Origin of the sequence: Azospira restricta (genome assembly GCF_016858125.1) — a bacterium.
GTDB lineage: Bacteria > Pseudomonadota > Gammaproteobacteria > Burkholderiales > Rhodocyclaceae > Proximibacter > Proximibacter restrictus.
This window is the reverse complement of record NZ_CP064781.1, coordinates 3520769-3542821: the sequence shown is the minus strand read 5'-3', so window position 1 is coordinate 3542821 and position 22053 is coordinate 3520769. Positions and strand designations below refer to the sequence as shown.

21 protein-coding genes are annotated in these 22053 nt (G+C 69.0%); 18 read left to right on the top strand and 3 right to left on the bottom strand.

Going from position 1 to position 22053, the window contains the following annotated elements; translation table 11 throughout:
* Positions 1-57: 57 nt before the first annotated feature.
* The 4 genes from IWH25_RS16880 to ilvN all read left to right on the top strand — a co-directional run bounded on the left by IWH25_RS16880 (position 58) and on the right by ilvN (position 4715).
* Positions 58-510, top strand: coding sequence for a CBS domain-containing protein (locus tag IWH25_RS16880; protein WP_203386921.1), 453 nt, complete (start codon positions 58-60; stop codon positions 508-510).
* An 83-nt stretch (positions 511-593) separates the two neighbouring features.
* Entirely contained in the window at positions 594-2267 is a 1674-nt protein-coding gene (gene fadD, locus IWH25_RS16875; protein ID WP_203386920.1) for a long-chain-fatty-acid--CoA ligase FadD, read from the top strand.
* A gap of 393 nt (positions 2268-2660) precedes the next feature.
* Complete coding sequence (ilvB, locus tag IWH25_RS16870; RefSeq protein ID WP_203386919.1) at positions 2661-4400, top strand: acetolactate synthase large subunit; 1740 nt, start codon at positions 2661-2663, stop codon at positions 4398-4400.
* A gap of 3 nt (positions 4401-4403) precedes the next feature.
* On the top strand, positions 4404-4715 hold the full coding sequence (gene ilvN / locus IWH25_RS16865; protein ID WP_203386918.1) for an acetolactate synthase small subunit: 312 nt from the start codon (positions 4404-4406) through the stop codon (positions 4713-4715).
* On the opposite strand, the gene IWH25_RS16860 is transcribed toward ilvN, so the two are convergent.
* The 3 genes from IWH25_RS16860 to IWH25_RS19125 all read right to left on the bottom strand — a co-directional run bounded on the left by IWH25_RS16860 (position 4706) and on the right by IWH25_RS19125 (position 7132).
* The gene (locus IWH25_RS16860; RefSeq protein ID WP_203386917.1) at positions 4706-5347 is read right to left on the bottom strand and encodes a DsbA family oxidoreductase; all 642 of its coding nucleotides are present in this window, start codon (positions 5345-5347) and stop codon (positions 4706-4708) included. The genes ilvN and IWH25_RS16860 overlap by 10 nt on opposite strands.
* Positions 5344-5496: a hypothetical protein gene (locus IWH25_RS16855; protein WP_203386916.1), complete on the bottom strand. Its 153-nt coding sequence runs from the start codon at positions 5494-5496 to the stop codon at positions 5344-5346. Before IWH25_RS16855 ends, IWH25_RS16860 begins: the two co-directional genes overlap by 4 nt.
* Positions 5497-5653: 157 nt before the next feature.
* Positions 5654-7132, bottom strand: coding sequence for a methyl-accepting chemotaxis protein (locus IWH25_RS19125; protein WP_238998942.1), 1479 nt, complete (start codon positions 7130-7132; stop codon positions 5654-5656).
* Positions 7133-7306: 174 nt separating this feature from the next.
* On the opposite strand from IWH25_RS19125, the gene aroC reads away from it, so the two are divergent.
* The 14 genes from aroC to trpB all read left to right on the top strand — a co-directional run bounded on the left by aroC (position 7307) and on the right by trpB (position 22048).
* Positions 7307-8425, top strand: coding sequence for a chorismate synthase (aroC, locus tag IWH25_RS16845; RefSeq protein ID WP_203386915.1), 1119 nt, complete (start codon positions 7307-7309; stop codon positions 8423-8425).
* A 102-nt stretch (positions 8426-8527) separates the two neighbouring features.
* On the top strand, positions 8528-8788 hold the full coding sequence (locus IWH25_RS16840) for an HP1242/YdcH family protein (RefSeq protein ID WP_203386914.1): 261 nt from the start codon (positions 8528-8530) through the stop codon (positions 8786-8788).
* A gap of 58 nt (positions 8789-8846) precedes the next feature.
* Positions 8847-10040 (top strand): MFS transporter, encoded by a 1194-nt coding sequence (locus IWH25_RS16835; RefSeq protein ID WP_203386913.1) that lies wholly within the window; start codon positions 8847-8849, stop codon positions 10038-10040.
* Positions 10041-10054: 14 nt separating this feature from the next.
* Positions 10055-10879 carry a M48 family metallopeptidase gene (locus IWH25_RS16830; RefSeq protein WP_238998941.1) on the top strand — a complete coding sequence of 275 codons (825 nt, stop codon included), beginning with the start codon at positions 10055-10057 and terminating at the stop codon, positions 10877-10879.
* 82 nt (positions 10880-10961) lie between these two features.
* Positions 10962-12383: a 3-isopropylmalate dehydratase large subunit gene (gene leuC, locus IWH25_RS16825; protein WP_203386912.1), complete on the top strand. Its 1422-nt coding sequence runs from the start codon at positions 10962-10964 to the stop codon at positions 12381-12383.
* Between the two features lie 8 nt (positions 12384-12391).
* On the top strand, positions 12392-12625 hold the full coding sequence (locus IWH25_RS16820; protein ID WP_238998940.1) for an entericidin EcnAB: 234 nt from the start codon (positions 12392-12394) through the stop codon (positions 12623-12625).
* A complete protein-coding gene (leuD, locus tag IWH25_RS16815; protein ID WP_203386911.1) occupies positions 12625-13266 on the top strand; it encodes a 3-isopropylmalate dehydratase small subunit in 642 nt (213 codons plus the stop codon). The genes IWH25_RS16820 and leuD overlap by 1 nt, the downstream gene beginning before the upstream one ends.
* Before the next feature lie 22 nt (positions 13267-13288).
* On the top strand, positions 13289-14353 hold the full coding sequence (gene leuB, locus IWH25_RS16810; RefSeq protein ID WP_203386910.1) for a 3-isopropylmalate dehydrogenase: 1065 nt from the start codon (positions 13289-13291) through the stop codon (positions 14351-14353).
* Between the two features lie 73 nt (positions 14354-14426).
* Positions 14427-15560 carry an aspartate-semialdehyde dehydrogenase gene (gene asd, locus IWH25_RS16805; RefSeq protein ID WP_203386909.1) on the top strand — a complete coding sequence of 378 codons (1134 nt, stop codon included), beginning with the start codon at positions 14427-14429 and terminating at the stop codon, positions 15558-15560.
* Between the two features lie 217 nt (positions 15561-15777).
* Positions 15778-18702 carry a motility hub landmark protein FimV gene (locus IWH25_RS16800; protein WP_203386908.1) on the top strand — a complete coding sequence of 975 codons (2925 nt, stop codon included), beginning with the start codon at positions 15778-15780 and terminating at the stop codon, positions 18700-18702.
* 156 nt (positions 18703-18858) lie between these two features.
* Positions 18859-19461, top strand: coding sequence for a CbiQ family ECF transporter T component (locus IWH25_RS16795; protein WP_203386907.1), 603 nt, complete (start codon positions 18859-18861; stop codon positions 19459-19461).
* Complete coding sequence (gene truA / locus IWH25_RS16790; RefSeq protein WP_203386906.1) at positions 19458-20240, top strand: tRNA pseudouridine(38-40) synthase TruA; 783 nt, start codon at positions 19458-19460, stop codon at positions 20238-20240. The genes IWH25_RS16795 and truA overlap by 4 nt, the downstream gene beginning before the upstream one ends.
* Before the next feature lies 1 nt (position 20241).
* Positions 20242-20862 (top strand): phosphoribosylanthranilate isomerase, encoded by a 621-nt coding sequence (locus tag IWH25_RS16785; RefSeq protein WP_203386905.1) that lies wholly within the window; start codon positions 20242-20244, stop codon positions 20860-20862.
* Positions 20849-22048, top strand: a complete 1200-nt coding sequence (gene trpB, locus IWH25_RS16780; RefSeq protein WP_203386904.1) for a tryptophan synthase subunit beta — start codon at positions 20849-20851, stop codon at positions 22046-22048. The genes IWH25_RS16785 and trpB overlap by 14 nt, the downstream gene beginning before the upstream one ends.
* The last annotated feature ends 5 nt before the right edge of the window (positions 22049-22053 follow it).

Genomic DNA, 22053 nt, shown 5'->3' with positions numbered 1-22053 from the left:
GGGCAAACGGTCGTTTGAGACGCCGTTCGAATAACACCGGTAACAGGGGATTACAAAATGCAAGTGCGGGAAATTCTTCGCCTCAAGGGGGCGACGCTGTTCACGGCGACGCCGAACGAGCTGCTGGCCGAGGCGATCAGCGCGATGGCGGACCACGACGTCGGCTCGCTGGTGGTCATGGACGGCGGCGCCATGGTCGGCATGCTCACCTTCCGCGAGGTGCTGCAGGCGGTCAATCGCGAGAAGGGGCGGCTGGAGGGCATCACCGTCGGCGACGTGATGGTCCGCGATCCGGTCACCGTGCCGCCGTCGATGCCGGTCGACGAGCTGCGCCGGCTGATGATCGACAAGCATTCCCGCTACCTGCCGGTGATGGACGGCGGCGTGCTGCAGGGCGTGATCTCCTTCCTCGACGTCGCCAAGGCCGTGCTCGAAGAGCAGAGCTTCGAGAACAAGATGCTGAAGAACTACATCCGCAACTGGCCGGAGGGCGAGCAGGCCCAAGGCTGATTGCGGGGAACAGGACCCCGGGGCCGCCCTGCCGGGCGGCCCATCATAAATTCGAACAAACCTGAAAAACACCTGGAGGACAGATGGAAAAGATTTGGCTGAAGAGCTATCCGGACGGCATTCCCGCCGAGATCGACATCAACACCTACAAGTCGGTCGCCGACCTCTTCGAGCAGGGCGTCGCCAAGTATCGCGACAAGGTCGCCTACATCAGCATGGGCGTCGAGCTGACCTACGGCGACGTCGACCGTCTGTCGCGCGACTTCGCCGCCTGGCTGCAGTCGGTGCTGAAGCTGCCCAAGGGCGCGCGCGTCGCGCTGATGATGCCGAACACGCTGCAGTATCCGGTATGCATGTTCGGTGCGCTGCGCGCCGGCTACGTGGTGGTCAACTGCAACCCGCTGTACACGCCGCGCGAGCTGGAGCACCAGCTCAAGGATTCCGGCGCCGACGTGATCGTCATCATGGATAACTTCGCGGCGACGCTGGCCGAGGTGCTCGAGCGGACGCCGGTCAAGCACGTCGTGCTGACCAGGATGGGCGACATGCTTGGCGGCCTCAAGGGCGCCATCGTCAATTTCGTCGTCAAGCACGTGAAGAAGCTGGTGCCGGCCTACCGCCTGCCGCGCGCGGTGTCGCTGAAATCGGTGCTGGCCAAGGGCGCCGGCGCCGGGCTGCAGAAGGTCGAGATCGGCCACGACGACGTCGCCTTCCTGCAATACACCGGCGGTACCACCGGCGTTTCCAAGGGGGCCATGCTGGTCCACCGCAACATCGTCGGCAACGTGCTGCAGGCCTATGCGTGGATCAAGCCGGCGATCAAGGAAGGCGAGGAGTGCATCATCACCGCGCTGCCGCTCTACCATATCTTCGCGCTGACCGCGAACTGCTTCACCTTCTTCCAGATCGGCGCCAGGAACGTGCTGATCGCCAACCCGCGCGACATCCCCGGCTTCGCCAAGGAACTCGCCAAGCACAAGTTCACCGTGATCACCGGCGTGAACACGCTGTTCAACGCGCTCTTGCGCAACGAGGCCTTTTGCGCGCTCGATTTCTCCAACCTGAAGGTGACGCTGGGCGGTGGCATGGCGGTGCAGAAGGCGGTCGCCGAGAAGTGGAAGCAGGTCACCGGCAAACCCCTGCTCGAAGCCTACGGCCTGACCGAGACCTCGCCGGCGGTGACCATCAACCCGATGACGCTGAAGGAATACAACGGCTCGATCGGCCTGCCGATCTCCTCGACCGAGGTCGCCATCCGCGACGACAACGGCCTCGACGTGCCGCACGGCCAGCCGGGCGAGCTGTGCGTGCGCGGCCCGCAGGTGATGAAGGGCTACTACAACCGCCCCGAGGAAACGGCCAAGGTGATCATGGACGATGGCTTCCTGCGCACCGGCGACGTCGCGGTGATGGACGACAACGGCTTCCTGCGCATCGTCGACCGCAAGAAGGACATGATCCTGGTGTCCGGCTTCAACGTCTATCCGAACGAGGTCGAGGACGTCGTCGCGATGCATCCGGGCGTCGTCGAGGTGGCTGCGGTCGGCGTGCCCGACGAGCGTTCCGGCGAGGCGGTGAAGATCTTCGTCGTCAGGAAGGATCCCGCCCTCACCGCCGAGGCGCTGATCGCCCACTGCCGCGAGCACCTCACCGGCTACAAGGTGCCGCACCACGTCGAGTTCCGCGACGAGCTGCCGAAGACCAACGTCGGCAAGATCCTGCGCCGCGCGCTGAAGGACGAGGCGAAGGCGGCCTGATCCGGCTGTCTGCCAGCGTACCGGCCGGGCTCTGTCCCGGCCTTTTTTCGTCCCGCCGGCGGGCGGAGGCGGCGCCGGCAAAAAAGTGCTTGCATGACGCCCGCGCCTGCCGCCATAATCGACGCTCGTTTTCCGAAAACCCGCCACCGACGACCGACGCCATGAACCGCCGCCCCGACATCGCCCGCACTGCCGCCACCGTGGCAGCGCTCGCCGTTTCGGTACCGGTAGTACGCGTAGTCGTAGGCGTCGTAACGCACGCACCGTCGCGGGTATAGCAGCAGGCAGCACAGACCAGTTTCCAGAAACCCCCGCCGGTGCCAACCGAGCGGGGGTTTTCGTTTCTGGCCCTCCTCGGCGAACCCGGAAGGCAACCACCGAAAGGAGCGCCAGATGTCATCGACCCCGACCGCAGCCCCGAACGCGGCCGCAGAAGCCGCCGCCCAGCCTGCCACACCGCCGCGCGCGGAGACCCTGAGCGGCGCGCAGATCGTCGTCCGCCTGCTCGAACGGCAAGGCATCACCACCGTCGCCGGCATTCCCGGCGGTGCCATCCTGCCGTTCTACGACGCGCTGTCGGAAAGCGGCCAGATCCACCACGTGCTCGCCCGCCACGAGCAGGGCGCCGGTTTCATGGCGCAGGGCATGGCGCGCGCCACCGGCAAGCCGGCGGTCTGCCTCGCCTCGTCGGGCCCTGGCGCGACCAACCTGCTTACCGCGATCGCCGACGCCAAGCTCGACTCGATCCCGCTGGTCGCGATCACCGGCCAGGTGCCGCAGGCGATGATCGGCACCGACGCCTTCCAGGAAGTCGATACCTACGGCCTGACCATCCCGATCACCAAGCACAACTTCCTCGTCTCGTCGGCCGAGGAGCTGCTCGAGGTCATCCCGCGCGCCTTCACCATCGCCGCCTCCGGCCGTCCCGGCCCGGTGCTGGTCGATATCCCGAAGGACGTGCAGAGCCAGCGCATCGAAGTGCGCGACTGGCCGGCGCCCGGCCGCGCGCTGCCGGCGCCGGCCGCCGACGCGGCGGCGATCCTGAAGGCGGTCGAGATGATCGCGCAGGCCGAGCGGCCGATCCTCTACCTCGGCGGCGGCGTCGTCCATTCCGGCGCCGCGCCGCTGGCCGTCGCGCTCGCCGAGAAGGCCTCGCTGCCGACGGTGATGACGCTGATGGCGCTCGGCGCGATGCCGGTTGACCATCCGCTGTCGCTGGGCATGCTCGGCATGCACGGCGCGCGCTGCACGAACCTCGCGCTCGACGAATGCGACCTGCTGGTCGCCATCGGTGCCCGCTTCGACGACCGCGCCACCGGCAAGGTCGCCGCCTTCTGCCCGGGGGCGAAGATCATCCACATCGACATCGACCCGTCCGAACTCGACAAGATCAAGACCGCGCACGTCGGCATCACCGGCGACGTCGGCGAGGTGCTGCAGGCGCTGCTGCCGAAGGTGCAACCGACGCTCAGGAAGCGCTGGCTGTCGCATGTGGCCGGCCTGAAGGCGGCGCATCCGCTGCAGACGCCGGGCATCGACGATCCGCGCACGCACTACGGCCTGATCTCGGCGGTCGCCGCCGCGCTCGACGACGAGGCGGCGGTGGCCACCGACGTCGGCCAGCACCAGATGTGGGTGGCGCAGGCCTACCCGCTGCGCCGTCCGCGCCAGTGGCTGACCTCGGGCGGCCTCGGCACGATGGGCTTCGGCGTGCCGGCGGCGATCGGCGCCGCGCTCGCCGAACCGCAGCGCACCGTCGTCTGCTTCACCGGCGACGGCTCGATCCTGATGAACATCCAGGAACTGGTGACGGCGGCCGAGGAGGGCGCCAACGTCAAGATCGTGCTCATGAACAACGCCTCGCTGGGCCTCGTGTACCAGCAGCAGACGCTGTTCTACGGCGAGCGCATCTACGCCTCGAAGTTCCAGGCGGTGCCGGACTTCATCAAGGTCGCCGAAGGCTTCGGCATCCGCGCCGTCGACCTCGACCAGGCGGCGCACCCGCGCGTCGCGCTGGCCGAGGCGCTGAATGCGCCGGGACCGTGCCTGATCCATGCCAGCATCGACCGTAACGAGAAGGTGTATCCGATGGTGCCCCCGGGCGCTGCCAACAAAGACATGATCGGAGGCTGAACGATGAACGCGATTTCCCCGAACGAACGCAATGCGCTGGCGCGCGCCGTGCTCGAACTGGACGTGAATAACCACGCCGGCGTCATGAGCCACGTCGTCGGCCTCTTCTCGCGCCGCGCCTACAACGTAGAGGGCATCCTCGTGATGCCGGTCGGCAGCGGCGAGAAGAGCCGCATCTGGCTGCTGGTCAACGAGGACACCCGTCTGCCGCAGATGATCAAGCAGGTCGAGAAGCTCGAGGACGTGCTCGCGGTGCGCCGCCACGGCGCCGACCATGCGGTCTTCGAACGGCTCGAGGAGTTTTTTCAGGCCTGAACGGCCGACCGGCGCAGCGCGTCGAGCAGTACCGCCGGCGGCTGCGCGCCGGAGACGGCCAGCCGGCCGTCGAAGATGAAGCAGGGGACGCCGTCGATGCCGAGCCGGCGGAGTTGCGCGGCCTGGGCCTGCACGGCGGCGGCCTCGTCGTCGCCGCGCAGCCAGGCGAGCGTGTCGTCGCGATCCTCGCCACAGTCGGCGGCGAGATCGGCCAGCACCGCCGGGTCGCCGACGAAGCGGCCCTCGCAGAAGCCGGCGGCGAAGATGCGCTCGACCAGCGCATCGGCGTTTCCTCCCCGCGTCTGCACGCGGTGGATCAGGCGGTGCGCGGCGAGCGTGTTGGCGCGCAGCGCGATCTTCTCGAACGCGAAGTCGATGCCGGCCTGGCGGCCGGCATCGCGCACGCGCGCCCAGATTTTCTCCAGCGCATCGGCGCCGCCGAACTTGCGTTCGAGGAAGGGGCGGTAGGGCTCGCCAGCGGGCGGCGTGTCCGGGTTGAGAAAGAACGGCAGCCAGCGCACCGCGACCGGCTGCGCGAACTCGGCGACGGCGGCCTGCAGGTGGCGCCGGCCGATGAAGCACCACGGGCAGACGACGTCGGACACGACGTCGACGCGGACGGCGCCGCTCATCGCCGCCCGCCCTGGCTGCCGCCCTTGTCCCAGTTGAAGCGCACCGTGCGCTGCCAGCGCTGGTCTTCCGACGGGCGCGGATTGAGGTCTTGCGGCGGCGGCTGTTTCGCCGGCTTCGGCGGTGCCGGTGGTTTCGGTTTGTGGCCCATCGCGGTGGCGCGGTGAAGGGGATGGATTCACTCTAGCACGGCGGCTGCCGAGAATCCGGGGTCCGTCCTCACCACTGCCCACGCGTGCCCCAGGGCGACTTGAGCCATTGGCCCCTGCGCTTTGCGAGGTGCCGGGCACCGAGCTCGGGGTATTTCCTCAGGCGGCGCTTTCGCAGCGTTGCGCCGCCTGTCCGAGGTTGATCATCAGTGCGTCGAGGCGGCGGATGGCGCCGGCGATGGTGTCGGTCTCGGCGGACAGGCTGCGCGTGCTGTCGCCCAGCTCGGTCATGTCGCTCGCCAGCGCGGCGAAACCGGCGCGTTGCGCCTGTCCGGCGCTGGACACCGACTGCAGCAGGCCGGCCAGCCGGTGCGCCTCGTCGATGATGCCGCTCATCCGCTGCTGCGCCTCGCCGGCACCGGCGCGGCCGGCCTGCATGTGCGTGCTGCCCTCGCTCATCGCCTCGATGGCGGCGCCGGTGCCTTCGACGATCAGGCGGATCTTGGCCTCGATGTCCTGGGTCGAGTTCTGCGTGCGCTCGGCGAGCTTCCTGACCTCGTCGGCGACGACCGCGAAGCCGCGACCCTGCTCGCCGGCGCGCGCCGCCTCGATAGCCGCATTGAGCGCGAGCAGGTTGGTCTGGTCGGCGATCTCGCGGATCAGCTGCACAATCGAGGTCACCTCGGCGCTGCGCTTGCCCAGCTCCGCGAGGCGGCCGGCGGCGTTCTGGATGACGCCGTCGGCTTCGTCGAGGCGGGCCACCGCCTGGTCCATCACCGTGCCACCGCTTGCCGCCTGCGCGCCGGCTGCCTTGGCGACGTCGGCGGCATGCAGCGACTCGGCGGCGTAGCGCTCGGCCTCGTCGATCATGTCGCGTGCGCTGTCGGCCATCGCCGTCGCGCGGTCGCGCTGGCGCTGCATGGTGTCGGCGATCAATGCCGCGCTCTGCGTGATGCCGGTGCTCTCGCTGGCGGTGGCGGCGATCGACGCCGACACCTGCTTGAGCATGTCGGCCACCGCGCGCGACGCGGTTTCGGCTTCCTGGCGGGCCTCCTCGAGGCGCACGAAGCCGTGGTTCTTGCCACGCTCGAAGGCCAGCGCCAGTGCGGTGACGACGACGGTCAGCCCGGCCAGCGACTTGGCCTGCAGCCCGGCGTGCTCGGCCGCCGGGATCGGGCTCGGCGGCAGCGCGATGCCCCACTTCTCGGCAAGCAGGAAGCCGGCGCAGGCGGCGAGCGTCGCCGCCGACCAGAAGCCGCCGGAGACGCCGCCGCTGATGAAGGTGGCGGCGAGCGGCACGCTGGCGAACCAGACGATGCTGGTCGACAGGATGCCGCCGTTCACATAGACCATCCACACCACCATGCCGAACATCGATGCGGCGACGAATTCGGCGGCCAGCCGCAGGCTGCCGGTGGCTTTCAGCAGCACCGGGCCGAGCAGGATGCCGGCGCTGCCGATCAGGATGCCGATGCCCATCGCCGGATGGCCGATGCGGAAGTAGGACACCGCGAACAGCGGCGCCACCAGCCCGGCGAGCAGGGCGACGCTGACCACGGTGCGGGCGCGGACGAGGAGGGCGGGCGAGCGGTGGGCGGCCGCGGGCAGCCACCAGGTGGTGAAGCGGTTTAAGGCCATGAACTGTCTCCTGAATCTTTTATGTTTTGCGTTCGAATGAAACGAACGTTTGAATTATGCCACTGCTCGGCGCCGCTGTGGGCGGTGCCGCCCGGCCGCATGCGGACCCCGCCGGCAGGCCGCGCCGACCCCCTGTGCTAAACTTGCCGATCCCCAATTCGTGCGCCTTTCCCCATGTCCGGCAATACCCTCGGCACCCTGTTTACCGTCACCTCCTTCGGCGAATCCCACGGCCCGGCGATCGGCTGCATTGTCGACGGCTGCCCGCCGGGGCTGGAAATCAGCGAAGCGGACATCCAGGCCGAGCTCGACCGCAGGAAGCCGGGCACCTCGCGCCACGTCACGCAGCGCCGCGAGCCGGATACCGTCGAAATTCTCTCCGGCGTTTTCGAGGGGAAGACCACCGGCACGCCGATCGGCCTGCTGATCCGCAACCAGGACCAGCGCAGCAAGGACTACGGCAACATTGCCGAGACCTTCCGCCCGGGCCACGCCGACTACGTCTACACGCAGAAGTACGGCTTCCGCGACTACCGCGGCGGCGGCCGTTCGTCGGCCCGCGAGACAGCGGTGCGCGTCGCCGCCGGCGCGATCGCCCGGAAGTGGCTGCAGCAGCGCTATGGCGTGACGATCCAGGGCTGGATGAGCCGGTTGGGGCCGATCGAAATCCCGTTTGCGAGCGCCGCCGAGATCGGCAACAACCCGTTCTTCGCGCCGAACGTGGCGATCGTGCCGCAGCTCGAGCAGTACATGGACGAATTGCGCAAGTCCGGCGACTCGGTCGGCGCGCAGATCACCGTCGCCGCCGCCGGCGTGCCGCCGGGCTGGGGCGAGCCGGTGTACGACCGGCTCGATGCCGAGATCGCCTACGCGATGATGGGCATCAACGCGGTGAAGGGAGTCGAGATCGGCGCCGGTTTCGCGTCGGTGGCGCAGAAGGGCAGCGAGCACGGCGACGAGATGACGCCGCAGGGCTTCCGCTCGAACAACGCCGGCGGCATCCTCGGCGGCATCTCGACCGGCCAGGACATCGTCGTGAACATCGCGATCAAGCCGACCTCCAGCATCCGCCTGCCGCGGCAGACGATCGACCGCGCCGGCAACCCGGCGACGGTGGAGACGCACGGCCGCCACGACCCCTGCGTCGGCATCCGCGCGACGCCGATCGCCGAGGCGATGCTGGCGCTGGTGCTGATCGACCACGCGCTGCGCCACCGCGCGCAGTGCGCCGACGTCTCCTGCGCGACGCCGCGCATTCCCGCCGCCGCGCCCGGCTCCGGCCCGTCGGTCTGAGCGTGCCACCGCCGGTTTGAGCCCGGCCATGGCTTGGGCATATACTGGCAGCAAGCGTTCCGGCCGGGGTGGCCGGCGTGTGGATAACGGAGGGGCCTGATCATGCAAGTCGAGCACCACATCCTGCACGAGGAGTTTCCCGAGCACCGCGCGGCGATTCAGGCGCTGCAGGCGAGCCACGACCAATTCGCCCGCCTCTGCGACGAGTACCATCTGGTCACGCAGGAGGTCGAGCGCCTGGAGGAGGCCGACGTTCCGGTCGGCGACCTGACCTTCGAGGACATGAAGAAGAAGCGCGTCAAGCTGAAGGACGAGCTGTACCGGCTCCTGGTCGGCTACCAGTCCGGCAAGCCCCTTTCCTGAGCGTTGCCGGCGGCCGCCGCGCCGCGGCCGCGTCCGGCGCATCCGGTAGAATTGCCGGATGCCCGCCTCTTCCCTCCGCCTGCCGTACTGGCGCCTTTCCGGCTACTACTTCTTCTACTTCGCCTTCATCGGCGCCTTCTCGCCCTACTTCGGGCTGTACCTGCAATCGCTGGCGTTCTCGGCCTGGGACATCGGCCTGCTGATGTCGCAGATGCAGCTGATGCGCCTGTTCGGTCCCTACGTCTGGGGTTCGCTCGCCGACCGGCTGGCCCGTCGCGTGCCGATCGTGCGTCTGGCGGCGGCGGCGAGCCTGCTCGGCTTCGCCGCCTTCTTCCTCGCCAGCGACTTCGCCGCACTGCTGGTGGCGATGGCGGTCATGGCCTTCTTCTGGAGCGCGGCGCTGCCGCTGGTCGAGACGATCACCTTCGACCACCTGCGCGACGAGGCGTCGCGCTACAGCCGCATCCGGCTGTGGGGGTCGATCGGCTTCGTCGTCGCGGTGATGGGGGCCGGCGCGCTGCTCGACTTCGTGCCGCTCTCCGCCATCCTGTGGGTGTGCCTGGCGATCCTCGCCGGCATCCTCGCCTGCGCGGCGCTGCTGCCGGAGGCGCCGGTGCACTGCGCCGCGGGGACGGCGCTGCCGGTCGGCGAGATCGTCCGCCAGCCGCGCGTCGCCGCGCTGCTCGCCGCGTGCTTTGCGATGTCGGCGGCGCACGGCGCGCTCTACATCTTCTATTCGATCCACCTCGCCGAGCACGGCTACGGCAAGACGGCGATCGGCGCCCTGTGGTCGCTCGGCGTGCTTGCCGAGATCGGCGTCTTCATCGGCATGTCGCGGCTGCTGCGGCGCTTCAGCCTGCGCGCGATCCTGCTCGCCAGCTTCGCCGCGGCGGTCGTCCGCTTCGCGATGATCGGCTGGGGCGTCGACTCGCCGGCGATCATCTTCGTCGCGCAGCTGCTGCACGGGCTGACCTTTGGTGCCTACCACGCGGCGGCGATCGCCGCGATCAACCGCTGGTTCCCGGGGCGCTGCCAGGCGCGCGGGCAGGCGCTCTATTCCAGCCTGTCGTTCGGCGCCGGTGGCTTGCTCGGCGGCCTGTTCAGCGGCTGGAGCTGGGACGCCCTCGGCTCGGCGATCACCTACGGCGCCAGCGCCGCCTTCGCGCTGGCGGGTTTCGGGCTGGTCTGGGGCTGGGTGCGCGACGGCGATGTCGGCCGGGCGCCGGGCTCGCGCGTTGACGGCGAAGCTTGAACGGGAGGGTGGTCGTGTCCTGGTGCAAGGTCTTCGTGATATCGGTCATCGCGCTGTCGGCGTGCGCGACGGTGCAGACGACTCGCCCCGGCGTCGTCGGCGTCGGGCGCGAGCAGACGATGCTCGCCTCGGCGGCGGCGGTGAACCGGCAGGCCGAGGGCGCCTACCGGCAGACGCTGAAGCAGGCGCAGGCGAAGGGGCGGTTGAATCCGGACGCCGAGGAGCTGGCGCAGGTGCGCGCGATCGCCGCTCGGCTGATCGCCGCGACCGGCGCCTTCCGGCCTGACGCGCCGGGTTGGCGCTGGGAGGTGAACGTGCTCGAAGGCGACGAGGTCAATGCCTGGTGCATGCCCGGCGGCAAGATCGCGGTCTATACCGGCCTGCTCGACAAGGTGCAGCCGACCGACGACGAGCTGGCGGCGGTGATCGGCCACGAGATCGCGCATGCGCTGCGCGAGCACGGCCGCGAGAAATCCGGGCAGGCGATGGGCGTCGGCGTCGCCGCGGCGATCGGCGGCGTGCTCCTCGGCTCGACGCTGGGCATCGATCCCGGCCTCGGGCAGAGCGTGCTCGGCAAGGCCGGCGACCTCGCCTTCATGCGTCCGAATTCGCGCGAGATGGAGCAGGAGGCGGACCGCATCGGCGTCGAGCTGGCGGCGCGCGCCGGCTACGATCCGCACGCGGCGATCTCGCTCTGGGAGAAGATGCGGCGCGTGTCCGACGGGGCGCCGCCGCAGTGGCTGTCCACCCATCCGTCGCACGAGACGCGGATCGCCGACCTCAAGGTGCACGCCGACCGCGTCGATCCGCTCTATCGCCCCGGCATGCCGCGCAGATAGCGGCTTTGCTGGTGGCGCAAGTCACTGACGCTGTGACATAATTCCCCTCTTTCCCCGCCCCGACATCGGCAGCAGACAGAACATGGCGCAGACCCTCTACGACAAGCTTTGGCAGAGCCACGTGGTCCATCAGGAGGACGACGGCACGGCCCTGATCTACATCGATCGGCATCTGGTGCACGAAGTGACCAGCCCGCAGGCCTTCGAGGGCCTCAAGCTGGCCGGGCGCAAGCCCTGGCGCGTGTCGTCGATCGTCGCCACCGCCGACCACAACACGCCGACCGACCATTGGGACAAGGCCGAAGGCACCGCCGCGATCGACGACCCGGTCGCCCGCCTGCAGGTCGATACGCTCGACAGCAACATCCGCAGCGTCGGCGCGCTCGCCTACTTCCCGTTCAAGGACCAGCGCCAGGGCATCGTGCACGTCGTCGGCCCGGAGAACGGGGCAACGCTGCCCGGCATGACCGTCGTCTGCGGGGACTCGCACACCTCGACGCACGGCGCCTTCGCCTGCATGGCGCACGGCATCGGCACCTCCGAGGTCGAGCACGTGCTGGCGACGCAGTGCCTGGTGCAGAAGAAGTCGAAGTCGATGCAGATCCGCGTCGAGGGCGAGCTCGGCCCCGGCGTCACCGCCAAGGACGTGGCGCTGGCGATCATCGGCCGCATCGGCACCGCCGGCGGCACCGGCTACGCGATCGAATTCGCCGGCAGCGCGATCCGCGGACTGTCGATGGAAGGGCGCATGACCCTGTGCAACATGGCGATCGAGGCCGGCGCCCGGATGGGCTTCGTCGCCGTCGACGACACCACCATCGACTACCTGCGCGGCCGCCAGTTCTCCCCCACCGGCGAGGTCTGGGACAAGGCGGTTGCCTACTGGCGCACGCTGAAGTCGGACGATGGCGCGGCCTTCGACCGCGTCGTCGAGCTGCCGGCGGCTGACATCGCGCCGCAGGTCACCTGGGGAACCTCGCCGGAGATGGTGGTGCCGGTCACCGACAAGGTGCCCGATCCGGCCAAGGAAAGCGATCCGGTCAAGCGCGAAGGCATGGAGCGTGCGCTGCAGTACATGGGGCTGGAAGCGAACACGCCGATCTCGGCCATCGCCATCGACAAGGTGTTCATCGGCTCCTGCACCAACTCGCGCATCGAGGACCTGCGCGCCGCCGCCGCCGTGCTCAAGGGCCGGCACGTCGCCGCCAACGTCAAGCTGGCGCTGGCGGTGCCGGGCTCCGGGCTGGTCAAGCGGCAGGCCGAAGAGGAGGGGCTGGACAGGATCTTCGTCGCCGCCGGTTTCGAATGGCGCGAGCCGGGCTGCTCGATGTGCCTGGCGATGAACGCCGACCGCCTCGAGCCGGGCGAGCGCTGCGCCTCGACCTCGAACCGCAACTTCGAGGGGCGGCAGGGACCGGGCGGCCGCACGCATCTGCTCAGCCCGCAGATGGCCGCCGCGGCGGCCATCGCCGGGCATTTCGCCGACGTCCGCGAAATCCTCTGAGCGAGGTCATGGCAGTGAAACGCATGCGTTGCGCGCTCGGCGCGCTGCTGGTCGGCGCCGCGCTCGCCGGCTGCAATACCGCGCAGGGCGTGAAGAAGGACGTCCAGCGCGGCGGCGAGGTCGCCGGCGAAGCCATCCAGAAGGGCGGCGAGGCGGTCGAGAAGGCGATGCACAAGGCCGGCGAAGTGGTCGGCGAAGGAATGAAGAAGGGCGGCGAGGCTGTCCAGAAGGTGACGGAGTAATGGAAAAATTCGTGAAACTCGAAGGGCTGGTGGCGCCGCTCGACCGCAACAACGTCGATACCGACGCGATCATCCCGAAGCAGTTCCTGAAGTCGATCAAGCGCTCGGGCTTCGGCCCCAACGCCTTCGACGAGTGGCGCTACACGGACGTCGGCCAGCCCGGGCAGGACTGCTCGCAGCGGCCGAAGAACCCGGATTTCGTGCTCAACCAGCCGCGCTACCAGGGCGCGCAGGTGCTGCTGACGCGGCAGAACTTCGGCTGCGGCAGTTCGCGCGAGCATGCACCGTGGGCGCTGCTCGACTACGGCTTCCGCGCGATCATCGCCGAGTCCTTCGCCGACATCTTCTTCAACAACTGCTTCAAGAACGGCATCCTGCCGATCGTGCTGCCGGCCGCCGAGGTCGACGCGCTGTTCGCGCAGGTCGAGGCGACGCCGGGCTACAAGCTGACGATCGACCTGCCGGCGCTGGCGGTGGTCCGTCCCGACGGCAAGGCGATCCCGTTCGCGGTCGACGCCTTCCGCAAGGAATGCCTGCTCAACGGCTGGGACGACATCGGCCTGACGCTGCGCCACGCCGACAAGATCCGCGCCTTCGAAGAGAAGCGCCGTGCCGAGCAGCCCTGGCTGTTCGCGCAATAACCCCACGACACAGGAAAGAACGATGAAGATTTGCGTGCTGCCGGGCGACGGCATCGGTCCCGAGATCATGGCGGAAGCCGTGCGCGTGCTGAACGCGCTGGGCCTCGGTTTCGAAATGGAAGAGGCGCTGCTCGGCGGCTGCGCGGTGGATGCGACCGGCACCCCGTATCCGGAAGCGACGCAGAAGCTCGCGCAGGCGGCCGACGCCGTGCTGCTCGGCGCCGTCGGCGGCCCGCAGTGGGACGCGCTGCCGCGCGAGCAACGGCCCGAGCGCGGCCTGTTGGGCATCCGCAAGCAACTCGGCCTGTTTGCCAACCTGCGCCCGGCGATCCTCTACCCGGAACTGGCCAATGCGTCGACCTTGAAGCCGGAAGTCGTCGCCGGCCTCGACATCCTGATCGTCCGCGAACTGACCGGCGACATCTACTTCGGCCAGCCGCGCGGCATCGAGGTGCGCGACGTCGACGGCAAGAGCCAGCGCTTCGGCTTCAACACCATGCACTACACCGAGAGCGAGGTCCGCCGCATCGGTCGCGTCGCCTTCGAGGCGGCGAGGAAGCGCAACCGCAAGGTGTGCTCGGTTGACAAGATGAACGTGCTGGAAACGACGCAGCTGTGGCGCGACGTGATGAACGAGCTGGCGCCGGAATACCCGGACGTCGAGCTGACGCACATGCTGGTCGACAACGCCGCGATGCAGCTGGTGAAGGCGCCGAAGCAGTTCGACGTGATGGTCACCGGCAACATGTTCGGCGACATCCTGTCGGATGAGGCGTCGATGCTGACCGGCTCGATCGGCATGCTGCCGTCGGCCTCGCTCGACGCCAACAACAAGGGCCTCTACGAGCCGTCGCACGGCTCGGCCCCGGACATCGCCGGCAAGGGCGTGGCCAACCCGCTGGCGACCATCCTGTCGGCGGCGATGATGCTGCGCTATACCTTCAACTTGGAGGAAGCCGCGCAGCGCGTCGAGGGGGCGGTCAAGAAGGTGCTGGCACAGGGCTTCCGCACCGGCGACATCTACGAGCCGGGAACGAAGAAGGTCGGCACGAAGGAGATGGGCGACGCGGTGCTCGCGGCGCTTTGATCTGCGTCGTGGTGCGCCGCAGCATCTGTGGTAACGTTACATTTTTGTTGAGCTTTTTGCCGAGGAAGCAGTGATGAAGCGAGTTGGTCTGGTGGGTTGGCGCGGCATGGTCGGTTCGGTCCTCATGCAGCGCATGGTGGAAGAGGGCGATTTCGCCCATATCGAGCCGGTGTATTTCTCGACCTCGAACGCCGGCGGCAAGGCCCCGGTCTTCGGCGGCAAGGAAGCGGCCGCGCCGCTGCAGGACGCGTCGAACATCGACGCGCTGAAGTCCTGCGACATCGTCATTACCTGCCAGGGCGGCGACTACACCAAGGAAGTCTTCCCCAAGCTGCGCGCCGCCGGCTGGAACGGCCACTGGATCGACGCCGCCAGCGCACTGCGCATGGCCGACGACGCCGTCATCATCCTCGACCCGGTCAACATGAACGTGATCAAGGACTCGCTGGCCAGGGGCGGCAGGAACTGGATCGGCGGCAACTGCACCGTCTCGCTGATGCTGATGGGCCTCGGCGGCCTGTTCCAGAACGACCTCGTCGAATGGGCGACCTCGATGACCTACCAGGCCGCCTCCGGCGCCGGCGCGCAGAACATGCGCGAGCTGATCTCGCAGATGGGCGTCATCCACGATTCAGTGAAGGACCTGCTCGCCGATCCGGCCTCGGCGATCCTCGACATCGACCGCAAGGTCGCCGAGACCATCCGTTCGGACAGCTTCCCGAAGAAGAACTTCCGCAACACCCCGCTCGCCGGCTCGCTGATCCCGTGGATCGACGTCCCGGTCGACGGCGGCCAGTCGAAGGAAGAGTGGAAGGGCGGCGCCGAGTGCAACAAGATCCTCGGCAAGCCGGCCTTCAAGACCGCCGGCTCGATCCCGATCGACGGCCTGTGCGTGCGCATCGGCGCCATGCGCTGCCACTCGCAGGCGCTGACGATCAAGCTGAAGAAGGACGTCCCGCTCGACGAGCTGACCCAGATCATCGGCACCGCCAACGACTGGGTGAAGGTCGTCCCCAACGAGCGCGAGATCAGTGAGCGCGAACTCACCCCGGCCGCCGTCACCGGCACGCTGACCGTTCCGGTCGGCCGCCTGCACAAGATGGCGATGGGGCCCGAGTACCTCGCCGCCTTTACCTGCGGCGACCAGCTGCTGTGGGGCGCCGCCGAGCCGCTGCGCCGCATGCTGCGCATCCTGCTCGAAGCCTGAGTGCTGCGCGAGCATCGCGAGGAAGCGCGCTTGGGGCGAGCCTGATCGGCAAGCACCGCAAGAAAAGCCGGGTGCCCAGACGGGCCCCGGCTTTTTTTATCGCCTGTGGTAAAAAAGCCACGGGAACGGCCGATATTAGAAGGAAGTTGAGCTTGCATCGCTAACTTCATGATGTTATTTTAAATATTCCAAATAGACGCTCTCTAAGGGTGGCGCGGTGACAAATAAACCACAATCCACGCTCAAGCTTCGTGCCTCGACACTGGTCATTGCCGCCGGTTTTGCCCTCGCCGGGCTGCCACTGGCGGCCCAGGCCGCGGGGCTCGGCAAGGTCACCGTCTTCTCCGCGCTGGGCCAGCCGCTGCGCGCCGAGGTCGAGCTGTCGGCGACGCGCGAAGAGCTGTCGAGCATGAAAGCCGGCCTGGCTTCCGCCGAAGCCTTCAAGGCGGCCGGGCTCGATTACGCCTCGCCGCTGCAGTCGATCCGCTTCACCATCGACAAGCGCGCGAACGGTCAGCCGATCATCAAGCTGAGTTCCGACCGGCCGCTCAACGAGCCCTTCGTCGACATGCTGCTGGAACTCAACTGGGCGTCCGGACGCCTGGTCCGCGAATACACCTTCCTGCTCGATCCGCCGGAAGTCGCCGCCAAGGCGGCGGCACCGGTCGCCGCGCCGGAAGTGCGGCCGCTGCCGGCGCCGGCGCCGAGCGCGCCGGCCGTCCGCCGGCCGTCCGCGACACCCGCAGCAGCCCCGATGCCGAAGGTCGCCGAAGCGGCGGAGCCGAAGGCGGCCGCCGGCGACAGCTACCAGGTCAAGGCCGGCGACACGCTGCGCAAGATCGCCACGGCGCACCAGCACGAGGGCGTTTCGCTCGACCAGATGCTGGTCGGTTTCTATCGCAGCAACAAGGAGGCGTTCGACGGCGGCAACATGAACCGCCTGAAGTCGGGCCGCATCCTGACCGTGCCGGACAAGGCCGAGGTCGAGGCGGTATCCGAAACCGAGGCGCGCAAGGAAGTCGCGGTGCAGGCCGCCGACTGGAACGCCTACCGCCGCAAGCTCGCCGCTGCGGCCGGCCAGGCGCCGGCGGCCGACGAGGCCGGCAAGCAGGAGGCCGCCGGCAAGATCACGCCGCGCGTCGAGGAGAAGGTCGCCCCGGCGGCGGAAGCCAAGGATCAGGTGCGCGTCTCGCGGACCGAGGCCGGCAAGGGCAAGCCCGCCGCCCGCGTCGGCGAGGACGAGCTGCTGGCCAAGGAAAAGGCGCTGAAGGAAGCCAACGAGCGGCTCGCGGCGCTGGAAAAGAACGTCAATGAGCTGCAGAAGCTGGTCGAGCTGAAGAACCAGAATCTCGCCGAGCTGCAGAAGCAGGCGGCCAAGCCCGCCGAAGCGAAGCAGCCGGAGATGCCGAAGCCGGCCGCGGCCGCCAAGCCGGCAGAACCGCCCAAGCCGGCGGAGCCGCCCAAGCCGGCGGAGCCGCCGAAGGTCGAGGAGAAGAAGCCGGAGGCGGTGACGCCGCCGGCCGAGCCGCCGAAGGCCGAAGAGAAGAAGCCCGAGGAGGCCAAGCCGGCCCCGGCACCCGCGGTTGCGGAGCAGAAGCCCGAACCGGCGCCGCAGCCGAAGCCGAAGGTCGTGGTGCCGCCGCCGCTGCCCGAGGAGCCGAGCTTCGTCGACGAATTGCTGGACAACCCGATGCTGCTCGCCGGCGGTGGTGGCATCGTCGCGCTGCTGCTCGGCTACGTCGCCTACAAGCGGCGCCGCACCGCCGCGGCCGCGGCCGAGACGCCGCTGGCGACCTCGACCGCCGGCCTGTCGCAGACCAGCCTCAGCGAGAATTCGGTGTTCCGCACGACCGGCGGCCAGAGCGTCGACACTTCGCATACGCCGCCGCAGACCGATTTCAGCCAGGCCGGGCCGGGCACGATCGACACCGACGAGGTCGATCCGGTCGCCGAAGCCGACGTCTACATGGCCTACGGCCGCGACGCGCAGGCCGAGGAAATCCTGCTCGAGGCGAAGACCAAGGATCCCAAGCGCTACGCGATCCACCTCAAGCTGCTCGAGATCTACGCCAACCGGCAGAGCCTGAAGCAGTTCGAGTCGCTGGCGACCGAACTCTACGGCGACACCGGTGGCGTCGGTGCCGACTGGGAGAAGGCGGCGGCGATGGGCCTCAAGCTCGATCCGCAGAATCCGCTCTACAGCGGCTCCCGCGCGCCGGCGCCGACCCCCGCGTTCGACAGCGACGCGACGGTGATCGTCTCGCCGCAGGCGATGAAGGAGACGATGGCGATGCCCGGCCAGCTGTCGCAGATGGCCGCTGCAGCCGCTGCGGCGGCACCGGCGGCCGCTGCCGTGGCCGCCGAGGAAGCGCCGGTGGCCAGCACCGAGCCGGTCAGCCTCGACTTCGACCTCGGCCCGGCAACGCCGGCGAAACCGGCGGTGAAGAGCGACCTCGAATCGACCGTCACGCTACCGCAGGCCGTGGCGTCGGAGGCCGAGGCCGGTACCGGCCTCGATTTCGATCTCGGCACCACGTCGTCGATCGTCGCGGTGATGCCGGCGGCCAAGGCACCGGAGCCGGAGGAACCGGCGGCGCTTGACTTCGACCTGCCGGAAATCAGGATCGAAGCCGAACCGGCGCCGTCCGCGGCGCCGGCGGCCGACGAACCGTCGGCGCTCGACTTCGACCTCGGCCTGGACACCGCGGCGCCGGCGCCGGCCGTCGCAGCGGAGCCCGCCGCGGACGCGGGCGAGATCGAGCACGGCGGGCTGGAATTCGACGTCAAGCTGACCGAATCGACCGTGCTCGGCGAGCCGATGGCGACGCCGTCCTTCGACATGACCTCGATCAACCTCGACCTGGCCGAACCGAAGGCCGCCGCCGAGGAACTGCCGAGCTTCGAGACCGGCCAGCTGGAAACGGTCGTCGCGCCGGCCTTTGGTGGCGCGCTCGAGCCCGCCGTCGAACTGCCCGCGATCGGCGGCAGCGAAGAGGTGGCGACCAAGCTCGACCTGGCCAAGGCCTACGAGGAGATGGGCGACATGGAAGGCGCCCGCGAACTGCTGCAGGAAGTCGTGCAGGAAGGCAACGCCGAGCAGCAGGACGCCGCGCGCGCGATCCTGGCGCGGATCGGCGCCTGAGTGATGCGCTTTGCGCATCACGAACAGGTGCCCTCGGGGTGCGCCTGACGCGGCGGCAGGCCGCGGGGTAAAATGGCGGGCCGTGCTCCTTCGGGAGCGCGGCCTTTTCTTTTTCGCGTGGCCCTTCTCGTCGATTTTTCATTGCCCCGATTGCCGATGGCGCAACTTCATCCCGCGCACCGCCTCTGCTGCTGGCTGCTCGCCGTGATCGCGGTGCAGTCGCTGTCCGGCCTGCCGCTGGCGCTCGCCTTCGGGCTCGTGCCGCTTGCCGGCCGCGCCGTCGTCGCGCGCTGGGCGCGGCTGGCCTGGCGTGCGCGCTGGCTGCTGCTGTCGCTGCTCGCGGTGCTCGCCTGGGGCGTCGCCGGTGAGCCGGTGCGCGCCGATGGCGGCGCCTGGGTACCGACCTGGGAGGGCCTGGGCGAAGGGCTGACGCAGCTCGGCCGGCTGCTGCTGGTGCTCGCCGCGGTCGCGCTGCTGCTGGAAACGACTCCGGTCGAGCGGCTGATGGCCGGCTGCCACGTGCTGCTGCGCCCGCTGGCGGCGTTCCGCCTCGATGTCGACCGCGCGGTGGTGCGCCTCTCGCTGGCGCTGCATTACGCCGCGCGGATGCCGAAGGGGGGCTGGAAGCACCTGCTCGATCCCGATCCGAACGGCGAGGCGCCGGCGGAGGTGACGCTGGCACTGCCGCCGGCGACGGTCGCCGACTGGACGGCGCTCGCCGCCGCGCTGGTGGCGACGGCCGTGGTGCTGGTCGCATGAAGATCGCGCTCTGCCTCGAATACGACGGCCGCGCCTTCCACGGCTGGCAGACGCAGCCCTCCGGCAACACCGTGCAGGACGCGCTGGAGAAGGCCCTTTCCGAAATCGCCGGCGAGCCGATCGCGGTCGTCTGCGCCGGACGCACCGACGCCGGCGTGCATGCCAGCTGCCAGGTCGTGCATTTCGAGTGCCTCGCCGAGCGGCCGCTGTCGGCCTGGGTGCGCGGCACCAACACGCTGCTGCCGGACGCCGTCGCCGTGCGCTGGGCGCAGCCGGTGGCGGACGACTTCCACGCCCGCTTCTCGGCGCGCGGCCGCCGCTACCGCTACCTGCTGCTCAACCGGCCGCAGCGCCCGGGGCTGACGCACGGCCGCGTCGGCTGGTTCCACCAGCCGCTCGACCTCGCCGCGATGCAGGCCGCCGCCGCGCGGCTGCTCGGCGAGCACGACTTCTCGGCCTTCCGCGCCGCCGAGTGCCAGGCCAAGTCGCCGGTCAAGGAACTGCGCGAGGCCTGGGTATGGCAGGCCGGCGACCATGTCGTCTTCGACTTCGAGGCGTCCGCCTTCCTGCACCACATGGTGCGCAACCTGGTCGGCACGCTGGTCTATATCGGCAAGGGCAAGCATTCGCCGGCGTGGATCGACGAACTGCTCGAATGCCGCGACCGCAAGCGGGCGGCGCCGACCTTCTCGCCGGACGGGCTCTACCTGTCCGGCATCAGCTACGAAGCGCACTGGGGCTTGCCGGAACTGCCGGCGCCGGTGCTCACGGGGATATGACATGCCTGTCCGGATCAAGATCTGCGGCATCACCAGCATCACTGACGGCCTCGCCGCGGCAGACGCCGGCGCCGACGCGATTGGCCTCGTCTTCTACCCGCGGAGCCCGCGCTTCGTCGATCTCGGGCACGCCGCCGAAATCGCCCGGGCGATGCCGCCCTTCCTCGACATCGTCGGCCTCTTCGTCAATGCCGACGCGGCGACCGTGCGCGCGACGCTGGCGGCAGTGCCGCTCAGCCTGCTGCAGTTCCACGGCGACGAGGACGAAGCCTATTGCCGCCAGTTCGACCGGCCCTACCTGAAGGCGGCGCGGATGAGGCCGGGGTTCGATTTGGTACAATACGCGGCTTCGTTTCCGTCGGCCCAGGCCCTGCTGCTCGACGCCTTCGTCGACGGCTACGGCGGCGCCGGCCATACCTTCGACTGGAGCCTGATCCCGAGCGGGCTGCCGCGGCCGATCGTGCTCTCCGGCGGTCTTGCGGTGGATAACGTCGGCGAGGCCGTGCGCCGCGTGCGGCCCGCCGCCGTCGACGTGTCGTCCGGGGTCGAGGTTTCGAAGGGTGTGAAGGATCACGCCAAGATTGCCGCCTTTATTGCTGGAGTTCGCAATGCAGATGTATGACCTGCCGGACAGCCGGGGCCACTTTGGGCCCTACGGCGGCCTCTTTGTCGCCGAGACGCTGATCCCGGCGCTGACCGAGCTGAAGGACGCCTATGCCGCCGCGCAGCAGGATCCGCAGTTCGTCGCCGAATTCGAATACGAGCTGAAGCACTACGTCGGCCGCCCGAGCCCGATCTACCACGCCAAGCGCTGGTCCGAGCTGCTCGGCGGCGCGCAGATCTACCTCAAGCGCGAGGACCTGAACCACACCGGCGCGCACAAGGTGAACAACTGCATCGGCCAGGCGATGCTGGCCAAGCGCATGGGCAAGCCGCGCGTCATCGCCGAGACCGGCGCCGGCCAGCACGGCGTCGCCACGGCCACCGTCGCTGCGCGCTACGGCATGGAATGCGTCGTCTACATGGGCTCCGAGGACGTCAAGCGCCAGGCTGCCAACGTCTATCGCATGAAGCTGCTGGGCGCCACCGTCGTGCCGGTCGAGTCCGGCTCGAAGACGCTGAAGGACGCGCTGAACGAGGCGATGCGCGACTGGGTGACCAACGTCCACAACACCTTCTACATCATCGGCACCGTCGCCGGCCCGCACCCCTACCCGATGATGGTGCGCGACTTCCAGGCGGTGATCGGCAAGGAATGCATCGTGCAGATGCAGGACATGATTGGCCGCCAGCCGGACTATGCGATCGCCGCCGTCGGCGGCGGCTCGAACGCGATGGGCCTGTTCCACCCGTACATCCCGGTCGAGGGCGTGAAACTCGTCGGCGTCGAGGCGGCGGGCGAAGGCCTGGACAGCGGCCACCACGCGGCCTCGCTCGAGCGCGGCCGCCCCGGCGTGCTGCACGGCAACCGCACCTACCTGCTGCAGGACGAGGACGGGCAGATCATCGAGACGCACTCGATCTCGGCCGGCCTCGACTACCCGGGCGTCGGCCCCGAGCACGCCTACCTCAAGGATTCCGGCCGCGCCGAATACGTCGGCATCACCGACGCCGAGGCGCTGCAGGCCTTCCACGACCTGTGCCGCTTCGAGGGCATCATCCCGGCGCTGGAGTCCTCGCATGCGCTGGCCTACGCCGCCAAGCTGGCGCCGACTTTGCCGAAGGACAAGATCCTGCTGGTCAACCTCTCCGGCCGCGGCGACAAGGACATGCACACCGTCGCCGAAAAATCCGGCATCAAGTTCTGACAGGA

Coding starts and splice junctions, on each gene's coding strand:
- IWH25_RS16880 (WP_203386921.1), top strand. CDS start 58: ATGCAAGTGCGGGAAATTCTTCGCCTCAAGGGGGCGACGCTGTTCACG.
- fadD (WP_203386920.1), top strand. CDS start 594: ATGGAAAAGATTTGGCTGAAGAGCTATCCGGACGGCATTCCCGCCGAG.
- ilvB (WP_203386919.1), top strand. CDS start 2,661: ATGTCATCGACCCCGACCGCAGCCCCGAACGCGGCCGCAGAAGCCGCC.
- ilvN (WP_203386918.1), top strand. CDS start 4,404: ATGAACGCGATTTCCCCGAACGAACGCAATGCGCTGGCGCGCGCCGTG.
- IWH25_RS16860 (WP_203386917.1), bottom strand. CDS start 5,347: ATGAGCGGCGCCGTCCGCGTCGACGTCGTGTCCGACGTCGTCTGCCCG.
- IWH25_RS16855 (WP_203386916.1), bottom strand. CDS start 5,496: ATGGGCCACAAACCGAAACCACCGGCACCGCCGAAGCCGGCGAAACAG.
- IWH25_RS19125 (WP_238998942.1), bottom strand. CDS start 7,132: ATGGCCTTAAACCGCTTCACCACCTGGTGGCTGCCCGCGGCCGCCCAC.
- aroC (WP_203386915.1), top strand. CDS start 7,307: ATGTCCGGCAATACCCTCGGCACCCTGTTTACCGTCACCTCCTTCGGC.
- IWH25_RS16840 (WP_203386914.1), top strand. CDS start 8,528: ATGCAAGTCGAGCACCACATCCTGCACGAGGAGTTTCCCGAGCACCGC.
- IWH25_RS16835 (WP_203386913.1), top strand. CDS start 8,847: ATGCCCGCCTCTTCCCTCCGCCTGCCGTACTGGCGCCTTTCCGGCTAC.
- leuC (WP_203386912.1), top strand. CDS start 10,962: ATGGCGCAGACCCTCTACGACAAGCTTTGGCAGAGCCACGTGGTCCAT.
- IWH25_RS16820 (WP_238998940.1), top strand. CDS start 12,392: ATGGCAGTGAAACGCATGCGTTGCGCGCTCGGCGCGCTGCTGGTCGGC.
- leuD (WP_203386911.1), top strand. CDS start 12,625: ATGGAAAAATTCGTGAAACTCGAAGGGCTGGTGGCGCCGCTCGACCGC.
- leuB (WP_203386910.1), top strand. CDS start 13,289: ATGAAGATTTGCGTGCTGCCGGGCGACGGCATCGGTCCCGAGATCATG.
- asd (WP_203386909.1), top strand. CDS start 14,427: ATGAAGCGAGTTGGTCTGGTGGGTTGGCGCGGCATGGTCGGTTCGGTC.
- IWH25_RS16795 (WP_203386907.1), top strand. CDS start 18,859: ATGGCGCAACTTCATCCCGCGCACCGCCTCTGCTGCTGGCTGCTCGCC.
- truA (WP_203386906.1), top strand. CDS start 19,458: ATGAAGATCGCGCTCTGCCTCGAATACGACGGCCGCGCCTTCCACGGC.
- IWH25_RS16785 (WP_203386905.1), top strand. CDS start 20,242: ATGCCTGTCCGGATCAAGATCTGCGGCATCACCAGCATCACTGACGGC.
- trpB (WP_203386904.1), top strand. CDS start 20,849: ATGCAGATGTATGACCTGCCGGACAGCCGGGGCCACTTTGGGCCCTAC.